Origin of the sequence: Propionivibrio sp., assembly GCF_029255185.1 — a bacterium.
GTDB lineage: Bacteria > Pseudomonadota > Gammaproteobacteria > Burkholderiales > Rhodocyclaceae > Propionivibrio.
On sequence record NZ_JAPUVO010000005.1, the window covers coordinates 1 to 1,468 of the forward strand.

Here is a 1,468-nt window from a genome sequence, read left to right on the forward strand (position 1 = left end):
CCTGCCCGACGTGGCGAGCCTTCCTCACGGATGTCACCGGTGGCGACGCCGATCTGATGGCCTACCTGCAACTGATGGTTGGCTACTGCCTGACGGGCGTCACCAGCGAACACGCGCTTTTCTTCCTGTACGGCACGGGCGCGAACGGCAAGTCGGTGTTCGTCAACGTGCTGACCACCATCCTGGGCGACTACGCGGCCAACGCGCCGATGGACACGTTCATGGAGGCGCGCAACGACCGGCACCCGACCGATCTTGCAGGCCTGCGCGGCGCACGCTTCGTGTCATCCATCGAAACGGAGCAAGGGCGGCGCTGGAACGAGTCCAAGGTCAAGGCCATCACCGGTGGTGACAAGGTGTCCGCTCGCTTCATGCGCCAGGACTTCTTCGAGTACCTGCCGCAGTTCAAGTTGGTGATCGCAGGCAATCACAAGCCGTCGATCCGCAATGTCGACGAGGCGATGAAGCGCCGACTTCACCTGATCCCGTTCACGGTGACGATCCCGCCCGAGCGCCGCGACGGCAGGCTGACCGAGAAGCTGCTCAAGGAGCGCGATGGGATTCTGGCGTGGGCCGTCGAGGGCTGTAGCCTGTGGCAACGCCAGGGCTTGAAGCCGCCCGCCAGCGTGGTGTCGGCGACCGAGGAGTATTTCGAGGCCGAGGATGCGCTCGGGCAGTGGATCGAAGAACGCTGTCTGCTGGCCAAGTCCCACCGCGAAGGCGTCTCCGAACTGTTCGCCGACTGGCGCGAATGGGCCGAGCGCGCGGGCGAATACGTGGGTTCGGTCAAGAGGTTCTCGGAGCTGATGGCGACTCGCAAGTTCGAGAAGTGTCGGCTGACCGGTGGGGCTCGCGCCATCGCGGGCATCGCCCTCAGGCCCAAGCCGTACAGCCACGCCTACCCCTACCGCGATGACTGACCAATCCGGGCGAGTGACGGATTTGACGGGTTTCCTGATTGACGCGCTACACGTGCGCGCACGTAAAGGACGTTGTCCGGACAACCCGTCGCATCCGTCACTTGCCCACCCAACACGGAGTAAAGACGATGAACACGACGATCCTCGCCCTCGATCTGGGCACACACACCGGGTGGGCTCTGCAGCACCTGGACGGCACCATCACCAGCGGCACGGAGCACTTCAAGCCGCAGCGATTTGAAGGCGGCGGGATGCGTTTCCTTCGATTCAAGCGCTGGCTCAACGAACTGCTGTCGGTCAGCAATCACATCAACGCGGTGTTCTTCGAGGAAGTTCGGAGGCACGCTGGCGTTGACGCGGCGCACGCCTACGGCGGATTCATGGGGCACCTGACTGCGTGGTGTGAACATCACAACATCCCCTACCAGGGCGTTCCGGTCGGCACGATCAAGAAGCACGCAACCGGCAAAGGCAACGCAGGCAAGGACGAAATGATCACGTCCGTCCGCGAGCGTGGTCACACCCCAGTCGACGACAACGAAGCCGAC

At 63.4% G+C, this 1,468-nt stretch carries 2 protein-coding genes; both read left to right on the plus strand.

The window, feature by feature from the left end; translation table 11 throughout:
* Nucleotides 1-920, plus strand: a 920-nt coding sequence (locus Q1J43_RS00045) for a phage/plasmid primase, P4 family (RefSeq protein WP_301100235.1), incomplete at its 5' end; no start/stop codon positions are given.
* Nucleotides 921-1,048: 128 nt separating this feature from the next.
* Nucleotides 1,049-1,468, plus strand: a 420-nt coding sequence (locus tag Q1J43_RS00050) for a hypothetical protein (protein ID WP_301100236.1), incomplete at its 3' end; no start/stop codon positions are given.